At 59.6% G+C, this 14,706-nt stretch carries 14 protein-coding genes; 6 read left to right on the top strand and 8 right to left on the bottom strand.

What is annotated here, in order from left to right; genetic code table 11:
* Nucleotides 1–83: 83 nt before the first annotated feature.
* The 4 genes from glpD to KKQ10_RS22245 all read right to left on the bottom strand — a co-directional run bounded on the left by glpD (nt 84) and on the right by KKQ10_RS22245 (nt 5,410).
* A complete protein-coding gene (gene glpD, locus KKQ10_RS22260; RefSeq protein ID WP_215502283.1) occupies nt 84–1,619 on the bottom strand; it encodes a glycerol-3-phosphate dehydrogenase in 1,536 nt (511 codons plus the stop codon).
* Between the two features lie 329 nt (nt 1,620–1,948).
* Complete coding sequence (locus KKQ10_RS22255) at nt 1,949–2,704, bottom strand: DeoR/GlpR family transcriptional regulator (protein WP_007916700.1); 756 nt, start codon at nt 2,702–2,704, stop codon at nt 1,949–1,951.
* 274 nt (nt 2,705–2,978) lie between these two features.
* The gene (gene glpK / locus KKQ10_RS22250) at nt 2,979–4,481 is read right to left on the bottom strand and encodes a glycerol kinase GlpK (RefSeq protein WP_016986644.1); all 1,503 of its coding nucleotides are present in this window, start codon (nt 4,479–4,481) and stop codon (nt 2,979–2,981) included.
* A gap of 77 nt (nt 4,482–4,558) precedes the next feature.
* Complete coding sequence (locus KKQ10_RS22245; protein ID WP_215502282.1) at nt 4,559–5,410, bottom strand: MIP/aquaporin family protein; 852 nt, start codon at nt 5,408–5,410, stop codon at nt 4,559–4,561.
* Nucleotides 5,411–5,772: 362 nt separating this feature from the next.
* On the opposite strand from KKQ10_RS22245, the gene ybaK reads away from it, so the two are divergent.
* Both ybaK and KKQ10_RS22235 read left to right on the top strand, forming a co-directional pair.
* On the top strand, nt 5,773–6,243 hold the full coding sequence (gene ybaK / locus KKQ10_RS22240; protein ID WP_215502281.1) for a Cys-tRNA(Pro) deacylase: 471 nt from the start codon (nt 5,773–5,775) through the stop codon (nt 6,241–6,243).
* 95 nt (nt 6,244–6,338) lie between these two features.
* A complete protein-coding gene (locus KKQ10_RS22235; RefSeq protein ID WP_215502280.1) occupies nt 6,339–7,121 on the top strand; it encodes a PhzF family phenazine biosynthesis protein in 783 nt (260 codons plus the stop codon).
* A gap of 116 nt (nt 7,122–7,237) precedes the next feature.
* On the opposite strand, the gene KKQ10_RS22230 is transcribed toward KKQ10_RS22235, so the two are convergent.
* Nucleotides 7,238–8,347, bottom strand: a complete 1,110-nt coding sequence (locus tag KKQ10_RS22230; RefSeq protein ID WP_127648281.1) for an ABC transporter ATP-binding protein — start codon at nt 8,345–8,347, stop codon at nt 7,238–7,240.
* Nucleotides 8,344–9,264, bottom strand: coding sequence for an ornithine carbamoyltransferase (gene argF / locus KKQ10_RS22225; protein WP_127648282.1), 921 nt, complete (start codon nt 9,262–9,264; stop codon nt 8,344–8,346). Before argF ends, KKQ10_RS22230 begins: the two co-directional genes overlap by 4 nt.
* A gap of 405 nt (nt 9,265–9,669) precedes the next feature.
* On the opposite strand from argF, the gene plzR reads away from it, so the two are divergent.
* The 3 genes from plzR to grxD all read left to right on the top strand — a co-directional run bounded on the left by plzR (nt 9,670) and on the right by grxD (nt 12,642).
* Nucleotides 9,670–9,960: a PlzR type 4 pili assembly inhibitor gene (plzR, locus tag KKQ10_RS22220; RefSeq protein WP_127648284.1), complete on the top strand. Its 291-nt coding sequence runs from the start codon at nt 9,670–9,672 to the stop codon at nt 9,958–9,960.
* Between the two features lie 137 nt (nt 9,961–10,097).
* Entirely contained in the window at nt 10,098–12,203 is a 2,106-nt protein-coding gene (locus KKQ10_RS22215) for a molybdopterin oxidoreductase family protein (RefSeq protein ID WP_215502279.1), read from the top strand.
* A 97-nt stretch (nt 12,204–12,300) separates the two neighbouring features.
* Nucleotides 12,301–12,642, top strand: a complete 342-nt coding sequence (grxD, locus tag KKQ10_RS22210) for a Grx4 family monothiol glutaredoxin (RefSeq protein WP_016773402.1) — start codon at nt 12,301–12,303, stop codon at nt 12,640–12,642.
* A gap of 184 nt (nt 12,643–12,826) precedes the next feature.
* Here grxD and bfr read toward each other — a convergent pair whose 3' ends face one another.
* Together bfr and KKQ10_RS22200 are read right to left on the bottom strand one after the other, a co-directional pair.
* On the bottom strand, nt 12,827–13,300 hold the full coding sequence (bfr, locus tag KKQ10_RS22205) for a bacterioferritin (RefSeq protein WP_003227727.1): 474 nt from the start codon (nt 13,298–13,300) through the stop codon (nt 12,827–12,829).
* A 202-nt stretch (nt 13,301–13,502) separates the two neighbouring features.
* Nucleotides 13,503–13,721 carry a bacterioferritin-associated ferredoxin gene (locus tag KKQ10_RS22200; RefSeq protein WP_003227725.1) on the bottom strand — a complete coding sequence of 73 codons (219 nt, stop codon included), beginning with the start codon at nt 13,719–13,721 and terminating at the stop codon, nt 13,503–13,505.
* Between the two features lie 313 nt (nt 13,722–14,034).
* Between KKQ10_RS22200 and KKQ10_RS22195 the strand changes: the two genes are divergently transcribed.
* On the top strand, nt 14,035–14,637 hold the full coding sequence (locus tag KKQ10_RS22195; RefSeq protein WP_007963972.1) for a peroxiredoxin: 603 nt from the start codon (nt 14,035–14,037) through the stop codon (nt 14,635–14,637).
* Nucleotides 14,638–14,706: the final 69 nt, after the last annotated feature.

The raw sequence follows: 14,706 nt of genomic DNA, 5'->3' as shown, positions 1-14,706 counted from the left end.
TACAGGGGATAGCCGTTTGTCTTGCATACGAAAAAGCCCCTGAATCGTGAGATCCAGGGGCTTTTTATCCATCGGCTGTCAGGTCAGGCCGCTTCAATCTTGCGATTCTGCTCGACCTTGCCCAGGTATGCCGCCAGTTTCTCTTGCTCGGCCGGGGTGGTGAACAGGCCCAGCTTGCTGCGACGCCACAGGATGTCGTGCGCAGTGGTGGCCCATTCTTCGCTGCACAGGTAATCGACTTCACGGGTGTAGAGCCCGCCGCCGAGGTGTTCGCCCATGTCCGCCAGGGTTTCCACGCCTTCGAGCATGCGCCAGGTGCGGCTGCCGTAGGTGGTGGACCAACGGCGGGCGATCTCGGTCGGCACGAAGTCGAACTTGTCGCGAATCTGCGCGCTCAAGGCCTGCGGGGTGGTCATGTCTTCACCGCCGGGCAGGGTGGCGGTGGCGGTCCAGCTCGGGCGCATCTGGGTGAAATACGGCATCAACTGGGCCATCGCCGACTCGGCCAGTTTGCGGTAGGTGGTCAGCTTGCCGCCGAACACCGACAGCAGCGGCGCTTCTTCCGCGCTGCCGGACAGCGCCAGGGTGTAGTCGCGGGTCACGGCCGAAGGGTTGTCGGATTCGTCATTGCACAGCGGACGCACGCCCGAGTAGCTGTGCTGAATATCGTCGCGGCTGATCTGCTTCTTGAAGTGGGCATTGACCACTTTGAGCAAGTAATCGGTTTCGCCGTCGGTGATCGCCACTTTGGCCGGGTCGCCGGTGTATTCGCGGTCGGTGGTGCCGATCAGGGTGAAGTGGTTCAGGTACGGAATAGTGAAGACGATGCGCTGATCTTCGTTTTGCAGGATGTGCGCATGCTCACCTTCGTACAGTTTCGGCACGATGATGTGGCTGCCCTGAATCAGGCGAATGCCATAAGGCGATTCCATTTTCAGATCGTCACGGATGAACTTGGCGACCCATGGGCCTGCGGCGTTCACCAGTGCTTTGGCGGTGATCGAAAACAGGCTGCCGTCGGCACGCTCTAGGTTCAGGTGCCACAGGCCCTTGGCGCGGCGGGCGCTGACGCAGCGGGTTTGGGTGTGCACATGGGCGCCTTGTTCCCGGGCGGCCATGGCATTCAGTACCACGAGACGGGCGTCATCGACCCAGCAATCGGAGTATTCGAAGCCTTTGGTGATTTCGCTTTTCAGCGCGCTGTCGGCACCGAACTTCAGGCTTTTCGAACCCGGCAGTTTTTCGCGCTTGCCGAGGTTGTCATAAAGGAACAGGCCCGCGCGGATCATCCACGCCGGACGCAGATGCGGACGGTGCGGCAGCACGAAGCGCATCGGCTTGACGATGTGCGGGGCCTTGGCCAGCAGCACTTCGCGCTCGGCCAGTGCCTCACGTACCAGACGGAATTCGTAATGTTCGAGGTAGCGCAGGCCACCGTGGATCAGCTTGCTGCTGGCCGACGAGGTGTGGCTGGCCAGGTCATCCTTTTCGCAAAGGAACACCGAGAGACCGCGACCGGCGGCATCCGCTGCGATCCCCACTCCATTGATCCCGCCGCCAATCACGGCAACATCGTAGATCTCGGCGATCGGGGGCGTACGCAAAGTAGATGTGGACATCGGCTGGCCTCGGGCTCTTTTGATTTTCTGTCTTGGAAATCGAACATAAATGTTCATTTGCGAAAATGGTAGCCCATAAAGACGCGCACAGCCAGTCGACTTCGATTGAAAAAACTCATCGAAGGGCGGTTAAAAGAAAATTTTCGAACATTTTCAGGCGGGGAGATGCTTTTTGTGGCGAGGGCGCTTGCTCCCGCTCGGCGGCGTAGCCGTCGTGAATGCACAGAAGAGTATCTGGATGAGCAGGGTTGAATGGTGTTGGAGCCGCTTCGCAGCCCAGCGGGAGCAAGCTCCCTCGCCACGTGGGGAGAGGGAGCTGATGGAAAGGTTTAAACGACTTCCAGACGAATCTTGTGCTGGCTCAACAACTGCGCCAATGCCGGCACCGGCTGCTGGTCGGTGACCAGGCAATCGATCAGGCTGATCGGGCCGAGGCGAATCATCGCATTGCGCCCGAACTTGCTGGAGTCCGCCGCCAGGATCACCTGTCGCGCATTGGCGATGATCGCCTGGGAAACCCGCACTTCCTGATAATCGAAGTCGAGCAGGCTGCCGTCTTCGTCGATGCCGCTGATGCCTACCAGCGCAAAATCAACCTTGAACTGATTGATGAAATCCACACTTGCCTGGCCGACCACACCGCCATCACGGCGCACATTGCCGCCGGTCAACAGCACATCGAAATCATCCTTGGCACTGAGCATCGAGGCGACGTGCAGGTTGTTGGTGATGATCTTCAGATGGTTGTGGTTGAGCAGGGCGCGGGCAATCGATTCGGTGGTGGTGCCGATGTTGATGAACAGCGAGGCGTGATCGGGGATCTGCGCGGCGATGGCTTCACCGATGCGTTGTTTTTCATCGCGCATCTGGTCGGCGCGCATCGCATAAGCGGTGTTTTCGACGCTGGAATCGTAGGCCGCGCCGCCATGGTAGCGACGCAACAGATTGGCTTCCGCGAGCTGATTGATGTCGCGGCGGATGGTTTGCGGGGTGACAACGAACAGCGTAGCCATTTCCTCGATGCTCACATAGCCGCGTTCGCGGACCAGCTCGAGGATTTGCTGCTGACGGGGAGGCAGATTCATGGGGCTTCCTTTGGGCTGCCGTGCAAAATTTGCCCATGATGACGCAGGAATCTCCTCCCGACCAGTTTCCAAACAACGTGAAAGCTACTTCGTGCTGGGCGCCTTCGGCGTTACGCAAGCAATCCTGCGTTAAAAACAGGCTCGGACTGCTCATTTACAAACCCGTAAAGTCGAGTGCGACCCCAGCCGGTCCTCGCCTGTTTTTGCCTTGTCTTGCCTTCGCTCGCTACGCTTTCACGCTGTTTGGACAGCTTTAGTCAGTACTCAGGTTGGCTTATTCAGCGTCCTCACGCGCCCAGTCTCGGGTGCGGCTGACGGCTTTTTTCCAGCCTTTGTAGAGTTTTTCTTTCTCGACTTCGTCCAGGCTCGGTTCGAACTCGCGCTCGATCACGGCCTTGCCGCGCAGTTCGTCCAGACTGCCCCAGAAACCGCACGCCAGACCGGCCAGGTACGCCGCACCCAGTGCCGTGGTTTCGCGCATTTGCGGGCGCTCGACCTGGGTGCCGAGGATGTCGGCCTGGAACTGCATCAGGAAGTTGTTCGCTACCGCGCCGCCGTCCACACGCAGGGCCTTGAGGCGTTCGCCGGAGTCCTGTTGCATGGCGTCGAGGACGTCACGGGTCTGGTAGGCGATCGATTCCAGCGCGGCACGGATGATGTGGTCCACGCGTACACCGCGGGTCAGGCCGAACAGTGCGCCACGGGCATACGGGTCCCAGTACGGAGCGCCCAGACCGGTGAAGGCCGGCACCAGGTACACACCGTTGCTGTCCTTCACTTTATTGGCGAAGTATTCGGTGTCGTGGGCGTCGTTGATGATCTTCAGTTCATCACGCAGCCACTGCACGGTCGAACCGCCGTTGAACACCGCGCCTTCCAGCGCATAAGCGACTTCGCCGCGCGGGCCGCAAGCGATGGTGGTGAGCATGCCGTGTTGCGATTTCACCGCTTTGTCGCCAGTGTTCATCAGCAGGAAGCAGCCGGTGCCGTAGGTGTTTTTCGCTTGGCCCGGCTCGACGCACATCTGGCCGAACAGCGCCGCTTGCTGGTCGCCGGCGATCCCGCCGATGGCGATGCCGCTCTTGGTGCGACCGTAGATCTCCGAAGAAGCTTTGACTTCCGGGAGCATTTCGCGGGGGATGTCGAGGATCTCCAGCATCTTCGAATCCCACTCCAGTGAGTGAATGTTGAAGAGCATGGTACGCGAGGCGTTGGTGTAGTCGGTGACGTGCACCTTGCCGCCGGTGAATTTCCAGATCAGCCAGCTATCGACGGTGCCGAACAGCAGCTCGCCGTTGCGCGCACGCTCGCGGCTGCCTTCGACGTTGTCGAGGATCCACTTCAGTTTGGTGCCGGAGAAGTACGGGTCGGTGACCAGGCCAGTGTTGTCGCGGATGTAGTCTTCGTGGCCATCGCGCTTGAGCTGCTGGCAGATCTCGGTGCTGCGGCGGCACTGCCAGACGATGGCGTTGTACACCGGACGGCCGGTGGTCTTGTCCCAGACCACGGTGGTTTCGCGCTGGTTGGTGATGCCGATGGCGGCCACTTGATCGTGATGCAGACCGGCCTGGGCCAGTGCTTCAACCATCACCGCGCTCTGGGTGGCGAAGATTTCCATCGGATCGTGTTCGACCCAGCCGGCTTGCGGGTAGTGCTGAGCGAATTCGCGCTGGGCGGTGCAGACCACGTTCGCGTCGCGGTCGAAAATGATCGCGCGGGAGCTGGTCGTACCCTGATCGAGGGCAATGATGTAGTTCTTATTCTGAATGTCGGTCATGTCGATTGCCTTGGACGAAATAAGGGAGAGTGGGCCATGGCGCGGGTTCGAAAGGGCAGGAACCCGCGCCGACTGTTTCAAGAGGTTCTTGGTTTGCCGTCAATGGCCGGTTCTGCATCCTTTGTAGCAGGTGTGGCGCCGGTCAGGTGACGGGCGATGAGCCCGCGATACCCGGCAGCGCCGAGGCAGGCACCGACAATCGGTGCAAAAATCGGAATCAGGAAGTACGGAATATCGCGACCGCCAGTGAAGGAAATTTCACCCCAGCCGGCGAAGAAAGTCATCAGTTTCGGACCGAAGTCACGGGCCGGGTTCATCGCAAAACCGGTCAGCGGGCCCATCGAGCTGCCGATCACGGCGATCAGCAAGCCGATCAGCAGCGGCGCCAGAGGGCCTTTCGACAGGCCGTTGTTGTCGTCGGTCAGGGACATGATCACGCCCATCAGGATCGCGGTGATGATCATCTCGACCAGGAACGCCTGGGCGGTGGACAGCACTGGGTTTGGGAACGTCGAGAACACCGAGGCCAATTCAAGACTGGCGGTCGTACCACGCACCATGTGGTGAGTTTGTTCGTAATCGAAGAACAGGTTGCTGTACAGCGTGTAAACCAACAGCGCGCCGCAGAACGCGCCGGCGATCTGCGAAAGAATGTAGAACGGCAGTTTGCGCTTTTCGAAGTCGGCGAAAATGCTCAGGGCAATGCTCACCGCGGGGTTCAGATGCGCGCCGGAGACTCCGGCGGTCAAGTAGATCGCCATGCTCACGCCGACGCCCCAGATGATGCTGATTTCCCACAACCCGAAGCTGGCGCCCGCGACTTTGAGCGCGGCGACACAGCCGGTGCCGAAAAAGATCAGCAGTGCAGTCCCCAGAAACTCGGCCATGCATTGGCTCGAAAGCGATGGTTGCTGTAAAGCAGTTGTCATTGAAAACCTCGATTTTTGTTGTTGTCTGGCGCGTTTGCCGTCAGGGCAGAGCGCGATTTTCCCCGGGGCAGGATCCCCATCCTGTTCCCGGTTTACTGCTGGGTGCTGCGGTGAACATAATTCTTACATTATTCAGATTCGATAAAATATAGACAAGAAACAAACCTGTCAAAGGTCGAAAGTGAACCATCGGTCACAATTCAACTATCAGTCGGCTGAATGATTCAGCGGATGACCGCGACAATAACCCTGCGGTTTGCCTGCAAAGACCGGGAATCGGGGCTTGCGGTAGAGCCTTTTGCGAGGCGATGGCCTAGAATTCGGCGCAGGATTTTCCTGTTGATGCCGAGCCTGGAGCTGCCATGACCCCTGCGTTGGACTTGTTGAAAAAAGTTCGTGCCGAACATCGCGTGCACAGTTACGAACATGACCCCAAGGCCGCCTCCTATGGGCTGGAGGCTGCGGAAAAACTGGCGCTGCAGCCGGCACAGGTGTTCAAGACGCTGCTCGCTGCCAGCGAAAAAGGTGAATTGCTGGTGGCCGTAGTACCGGTCGTCGGAAGCCTTGACCTCAAGGGCCTGGCTCACGCGGCAGGGGTGAAAAAAATCGAAATGGCTGACCCGGCCGCTGCGCAGCGTTCCACCGGTTATCTGTTGGGTGGTATCAGCCCGCTGGGGCAGAAGAAACGCCTGCGCACCTTCATCGATAATTCCGCCCAGGGTTTTGCCACCATTTATGTCAGTGCCGGCCGGCGTGGGCTGGAAGTCGAGCTGGCGCCGGCCGTGCTGGCCGAACACACCCAGGCCAAATTTGCCGACATCGGTCGCGCATAACGCTGCGCTCTGTATGAAGAAAATCGCCCGGTTCTGTCACTGGCGCTGATCGCAGCGTGGCTGCATGCTTTGCCCACTGACTTAGGGAGAAGGTTATGCAGCTCGAGTTTCATCAGGTTGACGCGTTCAGTGATCGGCCGTTCAGTGGTAACCCGGCGATGGTTTATCGGCTCGATGCATGGCTCGCGGACGAGCTGATGCAGAAGATCGCCGCCGAACACAACCTGGCGGAAACCGCCTTCGTGGTGCGCGAAGGCGCGGTGTGGCATATCCGCTGGTTCACCCCGACTACCGAAGTGCCGTTGTGCGGGCATGCGACGCTGGCCAGCGCCTATGTGTTGTTCGAGGTCTACAAGGAAAACGCCGAGCGTCTGGACTTCATCTGCAAGTCCGGGCCGCTGAGCGTCAGCCGTGAGGGCGATCGTCTGTGGCTGGACTTCCCGTCGATCATGCCGTCAGAGATTGGCGTGACGCTGGATGTCGAGCGCGCGTTGGGCGTCGAGGCAGTGGATGTGCTGGGTTCCAACGAGTTGTTCGTGGTGCTGGAGTCGGAGCAGGAGGTGCTCGACTGCACACCGGACATGGTCGCGCTGGCCAAACTGCCGTGGCTCGGCGCTATCGTGACGGCGCGCGGCAATCAGCATGATTTCGTCTCGCGCTACTTCGCACCGGCGATCGGTATCAACGAAGACCCGGTGACCGGCTCGACCCATTGCAGCCTGATTCCGTACTGGTCCAAGCGTCTGGGCAAATCGAGCCTGACGGCGTATCAGCGTTCGGCGCGGGGCGGGGAGCTGTTCTGTCGGCTGGAAGGCGAGCGGGTGAAGATTGGCGGGAATGCGACGCTGGTTGCCAGCGGTACATTGTTGTTGGGCTAACCCAAACAACTGTAGGAGTGAGCCTGCTCGCGATTGCGGTACATCCGTCACAGATGATTTGACTGACGTACTGCAATCGCGAGCAGGCTCACTCCTACAGGGAGAATGGTGTTGGATCAGAGGGCTGCGCTGTAGCGACGCACGCCGTTTTCCACAGCCGGGATTTGTGCGGCGGTGCTGCCCGAAGCCTGGAACAACACCAGATGCTCTGCCGCCACTCGAATGCCTACTTCCGCCCCCACCTGATGATCGGCATGGCTCGGGAAGATCGATTCCAGCTGCGCCCCGGTCGGCAGTTGCAGGCGATACAGGGTCGAGGCGCCGAGGAAGGTTTTACCGACGATCCGCGCTTTCAGCGCACTGTCCGGCGCATAAACGATGTCATCCGGACGTAGCAGCACATCCACCGCACCGCCCACCGGCCAGGTGTAGGCCCGGTTGCCGCGCAGTTCGCCGAGTTCGGTCTGCACCGATTCCGGGCTGCCGAGCTGGCCGCGAATGAAATAGCCCTGCCCGATGAAACTGGCGACAAACGGCGTCGCCGGCTCGTGGTAGAGGTTGTAAGGCGTGTCCCACTGCTCCAGCCGGCCCTCCTTGAACACACCGACGTGATCGCTCACGGCGAAGGCTTCTTCCTGGTCGTGGGTCACCAGAATCGCACTGGTGCCACGGGCCTTGAGAATGTCTCGGACTTCGTGGCTGAGCTTGCGGCGCAGCTCGCCGTCGAGGTTGGAGAACGGCTCATCGAGCAGCAGCAATTGCGGCTCCGGCGCCAGGGCGCGGGCGAGGGCGACACGCTGTTGCTGGCCGCCGGACAGTTCGTGCGGAAAGCGCTTGCCGAGGTTCTTCAGGTTGACCAGTTCGAGCAGCTCTTCGGTGACACGCTCCTTGTTCGGATGCTTGCGGATACCGAAGGCGATGTTGTCCGCGACGCTCAAATGCGGGAACAGCGCGTAGTCCTGGAACACCATGCCGATCCGGCGTTTCTCCGGGGCCAGGGTGAAACCGGCGCTGGAGATTGTTTCGCCACCCAGGGTGATTTCCCCTTCGTGCACCGGTTCGAAACCGGCGATGGCGCGCAAAGTGGTGGTCTTGCCGCAGCCGGACGAACCGAGCAGGCAGCCGATGTCACCGGCGTTGAGGTGCAGATTGAGGTTCTGCACCACGCGTTGATCTTGGTAGCCGCAAGCGAGGTTGCGCAGGTTCAGCAGTAATTCATGGCTCATGCGTGGTGATATGCCGGTTCGACGAGGAACTCGAGCAGGGCCTTCTGTGCGTGGAGACGGTTTTCTGCCTGATCCCAGGCGACGGAGCGCGGGTCATCAAGCAGGTCGAGGCTGATTTCTTCGCCGCGGTGGGCAGGCAGGCAATGCATGAACAGCACGTCCTCGGCCGCCAGGTCGAGCAGGGCGCGGGTCACCTGGAATGGCGCGAACAGTTTCAGGCGTTTGGCGGTTTCTTCTTCCTGGCCCATCGAGGTCCAGACGTCGGTGCTCACCAGATGCGCGCCGCGCACGGCGTCCTGCGGATCGCGGACGATGGTCACGCGATCGCCGGCCTTGGCCACGAATTCAGGGTTTGGCTCGTAGCCTTGCGGGCAGGCAACGCGCAACTGGAAGTCGAACTGGATCGCCGCTTCTATATAGCTGTTGCACATGTTGTTGCCGTCGCCGATCCAGGCCACGGTCTTGCCCTGGATCGAACCACGGTGCTCAAGGAACGTCTGCATGTCGGCGAGCAACTGGCACGGGTGCAGGTCGTCGGACAGACCGTTGATCACCGGTACGCGCGAGTTGGCGGCGAATTCGGTCAGGGTGCTGTGGGCAAAGGTACGGATCATCACCGCATCGAGCATGCTCGACATGACGATGGCGCAGTCGCCGATCGGCTCGCCACGGCCCAGTTGGGTGTCACGCGGCGACAGAAAGATCGCCTGGCCACCGAGCTGGATCATGCCGGCCTCGAAGGAGATCCGGGTACGGGTCGAGGATTTCTCGAAGATCATCCCCAGGACGCGGTTTTTCAGAGGCTCGAACAGTACGCCGCGGTTACGCAGGTCCTTGAGCTCAACGCCTCGACGGATCACGCTGACCAGCTCTTCGGGCGTGCAATCCATCAGGGAGAGAAAGTGCCTTGCGCTCATCATTGACTACCTTTTTTGCTACAAACCGCAGATGCTCAAAGCCTTGTTTAACGGAACAACGGGCGAGACCTGCGGCGTAAGCCGCACGGGGCGACGAAATAGGGGAAGGCGCGATATTGACACTAAATGTCGCGTTTTTCCAATAGGCTACGGTTTTTGCAGAATTCGGAGGACGAACCGCCAGTGGCAGTCACGCGTTTGAAGCCGGGTTCGGGACAGCAGCGAGCCCCTTTGTACACTGGCTCCGGCGGGCTTGGCAATCCGGCGTGGCGGGGAGAGTGGCAAACGGGTCGGTTCAAGACTGCGTGGTTGCGGTTTCGCTTGGTCGGATGCTCAGGCTGAAACATTTGCTAAAGCAAAGTGCTGGGTTATAAATAAGTTTCGAGCGACGCAGGAAGCCTCCGCATGGAATCGAAAGAAAAACTGTTAATGGAATTACTGGGCCACACGGCTCGCTCACTGACCCATCTCACTGCGTCGGTGACTTCTATGTCTTTCGAGCTGTTGCGCAGCGAAGACGAAGTGGTCAAGACCGCCGGTCGCCACATGATCGATCGCATGGCGACCATCAGTGCCGGGCTCGACGAGCACTGGCGGCTGATCGGCGAACTCACCGGCGTGCACATCGCCCAGGAGCAGATCGAAACCATTCAGGAAATCCAGTTGCAGGCGCCGCCCCAACTACCGCCCAACTGACCCTGACGGGCTATCGGCTCGCCTGATAGCCGTCGATTCACAAGACGAACGTCGCTGGCGTCGCTTGCGCACACGGGCCATAGTTTTGTTCCCGCAGGCATCACCGTTGCCTGCCCAGAACAAGACAGAGACTGGCCATGACCAAGACTCTCCACCACCGTGCCTGCCACCTGTGCGAAGCCATCTGCGGCCTGACCATCGAGACCACCGAAACCGATGGCAACGTTGCGATCACCTCGATCAAGGGCGATGCCCTCGATACCTTCAGCCGTGGACACATCTGCCCCAAGGCCGTGGCCCTGCAAGACATCCAGAATGATCCGGACCGCCTGCGCCAGCCGATGCGCCGGGTTGGCAGCGAATGGCTGCCGATCGAGTGGGACGAGGCCTTTGCGCTGGTGGCCGAGCGTCTGGCGGCGATTCAGGAGCGTCACGGGCAGAACGCGGTGGCGGTCTATCAGGGCAACCCGAGCGTGCACAACTACGGGCTGATGACTCACAGCAACTACTTTCTCGGCTTGCTGAAGACGCGCAATCGCTTCTCCGCGACCTCGGTCGATCAGTTGCCGCATCACCTGAGCAGTTACCTGATGTACGGCCACGGTTTGCTGCTGCCGATCCCGGACATCGATCACACCGATTTCATGTTGATTCTAGGCGGCAACCCGCTGGCCTCCAATGGCAGCATCATGACCGTGCCCGATGTCGAGAAACGTCTGAAGGCGATTCAGGCGCGCGGCGGCAAAGTGGTGGTGGTCGATCCGCGTCGCAGCGAAACCGCTGCCATCGCCGATCAGCACGTGTTCGTACGCCCGGGCGGCGATGCGGCGCTGCTGTTCGGGATGCTCAATACGCTGTTCAGTGAAGGGTTGACGCGCGACAGTCATTTGCCGGTCGAAGGCCTTGATGAAGTGCGCGCGGCGGTTGCAACGTTCACCGCCGAGGCCATGAGCCCGTTGTGCGCCGTGCCGGCCGAGCAGATCCGCCAACTGGCGCGGGATTTCGCCGCAGCGCCGAGCGCGGTGTGCTACGGGCGCATGGGCGTTTCCACTCAGGCATTCGGCACTTTGTGCCATTGGGTGGTGCAGTTGATCAACCTGGTCACTGGCAATCTTGACCGGGTCGGCGGTGCGTTGTGCACCGAACCGGCGGTGGATCTGGTGGCATCGACCTCGGGCGGGCATTTCAACAAGTGGCAGAGCCGGGTGTCCGGACGGCCCGAATACGGCGGCGAATTGCCGGTGTCGGCGCTGGCCGAAGAGATGCTCACCGAAGGCGAAGGGCAGATTCGCGCGCTGATCACCGTGGCCGGCAATCCGGTGTTGTCGACGCCGAACGGCCGGCAACTGGAGCAGGCGCTGGATGGGCTGGAGTTCATGGTCAGCATTGACCTGTACATCAACGAAACCACGCGTTATGCCGACCTGATCCTGCCATCGACCTCGGCGCTGGAGAACGATCACTACGACACCACGTTCAACCTGTTCGCGGTGCGCAACGTCACTCGCTTCAACCGGGCGATTCTCGCCAAGCCCGAAGGCGCGTTGCACGACTGGGAGATCTTCGTCGGCCTGGCCAAGGCCTTTGCCGAAAAAACCGGCAAGGAGCTGAAACCGACCATGCCGCCGGCGAAGATGATCGACATGGGCCTGCGCATGGGCCTGTATGGCGATGCCTGCGAGCAGAAACTCTCGTTGGCGACACTGTTTGATCATCCTCACGGCATTGATCTTGGCGCGTTGAAGCCAAATCTGGCATCGCGCCTGAAAACGCCCAATCAGCATGTGCAGGCCGCTCCGCCAGAGATTCTCGCTGACCTCGCACGTTTCGCTGCCTTGCAGGCGCCTGCCGCCGATGAGCTGTTGATGATTGGCCGTCGGCATGTGCGCAGCAACAATTCCTGGATGCATAACTACCATCGTCTGGTGAAGGGCAAGCCACGGCACCAGTTGCTGATGCATCCGGATGATCTCGCCAGTCGCGGGCTCAGCGATGGGCAGTTGGTTCGCGTCAGTTCGCGGGTCGGGCAGATCGAGGTCGAAGTGCTCGGCAGCCTGGACATGATGAAGGGCGTGGTCAGCCTGCCGCACGGCTGGGGACATGCGCGGCCGGGGGTGCAGATGACGATTGCCAGCGGCCAGCCCGGGTCGAGTGCCAACGACCTCACCGATGAATGCCAGCTCGACGAGTTGTCGGGCAACGCGGCGCTCAATGGCGTGCCGGTGACGGTGGCGGCGGCTTGAGCATGTCTGTCGGGGAGACCGAGCAGCGCGCTCGGGATTCCGTTACAATGCGCCACCGTGCCGACCCATGAGTCGGAAAGTTCAGCCGAGGTGCTCCATGGATATCATCGAAACGATTAAAGAGCAGATTGCCAACAACACCATTCTGCTTTACATGAAAGGCTCGCCGAATGCCCCGCAGTGCGGCTTCTCCGCGAAAGCTGCGCAGGCTGTGATGGCGTGTGGCGAAAAGTTTGCGTACGTGGACATCCTGCAGAACCCGGAAATCCGCGCCAACCTGCCGAAGTACGCCAACTGGCCGACTTTCCCGCAACTGTGGGTCGGTGGTGAGCTGGTCGGCGGTAGCGACATCATGACCGAGATGGCTGCTGACGGTTCGCTGCAAAGCACCATCAAGGCGGCTGTCGAAGCGGCTGCTGCGAACAAGTCCGAAGCCTGATCCAGGCTTCACTCGGCGCTGGTTGCTCCTGTAGGAGCTGTCGAGTGAAACGAGGCTGCGATCTCTTGATCTGCAGCCAATAAAAAGCCCCGCACCTCGAAAGAGGGCGGGGCTTTTTAGTGCGTTCGAAAAGTTACTGCGAGTTGCGGGTGCAATCTGAAAAGATCGCAGCCTGCGGCAGCTCCTACTCTTCGCCCATCTGCGATTGCAGGTAGTTCTCAAGACCGACTTTATCGATCAGGCCCAGTTGGGTTTCCAGCCAGTCGATATGTTCTTCTTCGGATTCAAGAATGTCTTCGAGCAGTTCACGGCTGCCGAAGTCGCCAACGGATTCGCAATGCGCGATGGCGGCTTTCAGGTCGGCGTGGCCGGTTTTTTCAATACGCAGGTCGCACTCCAGCATTTCCTGAGTGTGCTCGCCGATGTGCAGCTTGCCCAGGTCCTGCACGTTCGGCAGGCCTTCGAGGAACAGGATGCGCTTGATCAGCTTGTCCGCGTGCTTCATCTCGTCGATGGATTCGTGGTACTCGTGCTTGCCCAGCTTGTTCAGGCCCCAATCTTCATACATGCGTGCATGCAGGAAGTACTGATTGATCGCGACCAGTTCATTGGCAAGGATTTTGTTGAGATGCTGGATGACTGTAATGTCGCCTTTCATGATGGGAGTCCTGCCCTGTATTAGCTGTATATAGGGCGGAGTTTGAGCTTGGTATTTATAAGTGTCAAACCTAAGTTATTGAATAATAAATGAAATTAAATCTGAATAAGAATGTTTGTGTTCCGCGTCTAGCGCCTAACCGCTTGATTTGCAGGCATAAAAAAACCGGACATATGTCCGGTTTTTTGAAATAGGGGGGTGATTACGCCGCTGTAAATTCTACAGGGTAGGGGATCGCAGCCTGAGCGGTTTGCAGCTTGGTCAGGGTTTCGCGAACCACTTCCTTGGCAAGACACGCACATTTGCCGCATTGGCTGGCGACGCCGGTGGCCTGGCGAACTTCTTTATAGCTGCAGCAACCTTCATAGATCGCTTCGCGGATCTGTCCGTCGGTGACGCCAGTGCAGAGACAAACATACATAAGTGAGAACCGTCGCTGGTTGTGACTCAATTGCGATGGATCTTAATGTTAACGAGAATGATTGTCAAAGTGCTTTCTGAATGGTTTTCGATAGAAACGCTGGCGACTGACGAACGGTGATTAATGGCGATTTGCCTGGCCCCGAAAATGCGGCCTCGTTATCCGCCCCGGGCAAAAAACCGTTAAGGACAGGCGAAAAACGCAGTGTATGATGGTCGGCCCTTGCGAAGAGGGTTCGTGTCACAGGGCTGTCGCCTCAGGGTGGCAGGCTGGCCCGGACCCTGAACTTCAAGTTATTCACCAGGAGATATCCATGAGCGTACTCGTAGGCAAACAAGCCCCTGACTTCACCGTCCCGGCCGTCCTCGGCAATGGCGAGATCGTTGACAGCTTCACCCTGTCCTCGGCCATCAAAGGCAAATACGGCCTGGTGTTCTTCTACCCACTGGACTTCACCTTCGTCTGTCCGTCCGAGCTGATCGCTCTGGACAACCGCATGGCCGACTTCAAGGCGCGCAACGTGGAAGTGGTCGCTGTGTCGATCGACTCGCACTTCACCCACAACGCCTGGCGCAACACCCCAGTCAACAACGGCGGCATCGGCCAGGTGAAATACACCATGGCTGCCGACATGAAGCACGAAATCGCCAAGGCCTACGACGTTGAGTCCGAAGGCGGCGTGGCTTTCCGTGGCGCGTTCCTGATCGACGACAAGGGCGTTGTCCGCTCGCAGATCATCAACGACCTGCCGCTGGGCCGTAACATGGAAGAGCTGATCCGTCTGGTCGACGCTCTGCAATTCCACGAAGAGCACGGCGAAGTCTGCCCTGCCAACTGGAAGAAAGGCGACAAAGGCATGAACGCTTCGCCAGAAGGCGTTGCGGCTTACCTGACCGAGAACGCTGCTGCCCTGTAAGGCGCAACGTCGAGGCACAAAAAAACCGGCCCACGTGGCCGGTTTTTTTGTGCGCGGAAAATACCCGAC

It is taken from the genome of Pseudomonas sp. MG-9 (assembly GCF_018729515.1).
Taxonomy (GTDB): Bacteria; Pseudomonadota; Gammaproteobacteria; order Pseudomonadales; family Pseudomonadaceae; genus Aquipseudomonas; species Aquipseudomonas serboccidentalis.
The sequence above is the reverse complement of the archived record's forward strand: the minus strand, read 5'-3'. Positions and strand labels throughout refer to the sequence as shown.

Excerpts from the sequence above, each read along its gene's own strand:
- glpD (WP_215502283.1), bottom strand. The coding sequence starts at position 1,619 with ATGTCCACATCTACTTTGCGTACGCCCCCGATCGCCGAGATCTACGAT.
- KKQ10_RS22255 (WP_007916700.1), bottom strand. The coding sequence starts at position 2,704 with ATGAATCTGCCTCCCCGTCAGCAGCAAATCCTCGAGCTGGTCCGCGAA.
- glpK (WP_016986644.1), bottom strand. The coding sequence starts at position 4,481 with ATGACCGACATTCAGAATAAGAACTACATCATTGCCCTCGATCAGGGT.
- KKQ10_RS22245 (WP_215502282.1), bottom strand. The coding sequence starts at position 5,410 with ATGACAACTGCTTTACAGCAACCATCGCTTTCGAGCCAATGCATGGCC.
- ybaK (WP_215502281.1), top strand. The coding sequence starts at position 5,773 with ATGACCCCTGCGTTGGACTTGTTGAAAAAAGTTCGTGCCGAACATCGC.
- KKQ10_RS22235 (WP_215502280.1), top strand. The coding sequence starts at position 6,339 with ATGCAGCTCGAGTTTCATCAGGTTGACGCGTTCAGTGATCGGCCGTTC.
- KKQ10_RS22230 (WP_127648281.1), bottom strand. The coding sequence starts at position 8,347 with ATGAGCCATGAATTACTGCTGAACCTGCGCAACCTCGCTTGCGGCTAC.
- argF (WP_127648282.1), bottom strand. The coding sequence starts at position 9,264 with ATGAGCGCAAGGCACTTTCTCTCCCTGATGGATTGCACGCCCGAAGAG.
- plzR (WP_127648284.1), top strand. The coding sequence starts at position 9,670 with ATGGAATCGAAAGAAAAACTGTTAATGGAATTACTGGGCCACACGGCT.
- KKQ10_RS22215 (WP_215502279.1), top strand. The coding sequence starts at position 10,098 with ATGACCAAGACTCTCCACCACCGTGCCTGCCACCTGTGCGAAGCCATC.
- grxD (WP_016773402.1), top strand. The coding sequence starts at position 12,301 with ATGGATATCATCGAAACGATTAAAGAGCAGATTGCCAACAACACCATT.
- bfr (WP_003227727.1), bottom strand. The coding sequence starts at position 13,300 with ATGAAAGGCGACATTACAGTCATCCAGCATCTCAACAAAATCCTTGCC.
- KKQ10_RS22200 (WP_003227725.1), bottom strand. The coding sequence starts at position 13,721 with ATGTATGTTTGTCTCTGCACTGGCGTCACCGACGGACAGATCCGCGAA.
- KKQ10_RS22195 (WP_007963972.1), top strand. The coding sequence starts at position 14,035 with ATGAGCGTACTCGTAGGCAAACAAGCCCCTGACTTCACCGTCCCGGCC.